1 protein-coding gene is annotated in these 968 nt (G+C 35.5%); it reads left to right on the top strand.

The window, feature by feature from the left end; genetic code table 11:
- The coding region (locus E4T71_RS08675; protein WP_135038929.1) for a helix-turn-helix domain-containing protein at positions 1-572 on the top strand (572 nt) is incomplete at its 5' end.
- Between the last annotated feature and the right edge of the window lie 396 nt (positions 573-968).

Here is a 968-nt window from a genome sequence, read left to right as displayed (position 1 = left end):
AAATGTATCAATTGCAGGGTTCTGAGGGGCTGCTACCTAGAAAAAGTAACCAGAGCTATACTACAGAGTTTAAACTTAGCTGTGTTGAAGCCTATAAATTAGGAGAAGGTTCTCTTTTAGAAATAGCTTTAAAATTTGGGCTAAGAAGTACTTATCAACTACGCCAATGGATTATCAAGTATAATAGTCATCAAGAACTAAAGGATTACAATCCTACTCCGGAGGTCTACGAGATGGCTAGCAGAAAAACAACCAAAGAAGAACGTTTAGAAATTGTTCAATATTGTTTAAATCATGATTCAAATTATAAGGAGACAGCTCAGAAATTTAGCTGTAGCTATGCCCAAGTCTATAACTGGTGCAGAAAGTATAAACTTGATGGTTTAGAAGGGCTGTCTGACAATCGTGGACGCAAACGCAGTGAAGATGAATTGTCTGAGTTAGAAAAAGCAAATCGAAGAATTAAAGAACTTGAAAGAAGGCTTGAAATAAGCGAGAAAGAAAGTGAATTCTTAAAAAAAGTGAGGGAATTAGAAAGGAGTTGGTTACAGGGCAACCTAAACAACGAGTAATCGCTCAAAATCGGCAGCTGAAAATCAAGCTATACCAGTTAATTAAAAATTATCATGAAGAAAAAGGCTGGGCTATTAATTGGATGTGTCGGTTGGCTCATATTAGTCGTGCTGCTTACTATAAATGGCTAAAGCACAAGCCCAGTCAACGTGAACTGAGAGACCAAACTATCCTTGATAGGATTCTAGAAATTTCTAAAAGCAATAATAGTTTACCCGTTGTGCTAGTTGATTAACCATAAGCAAGTGAGTATCTTAGACTAAAACCATTCTCCATTTGACTTTGATGAAGTAGTAAGGAATATGTTAATAAGATTGCCTCCACTTTAAATTTTAAAGCATAAAGATTCCTACATCTTAAATCTTCAATTCCGAATTGTTCCAAACTTGAGAATA

Origin of the sequence: Streptococcus sp. WM07 (assembly GCF_004570525.1) — a bacterium.
Classification (GTDB): domain Bacteria; phylum Bacillota; class Bacilli; order Lactobacillales; family Streptococcaceae; genus Streptococcus.
Note: the sequence above shows the minus strand (reverse complement) of the source record. Positions and strands in the feature narration are given on the sequence as shown.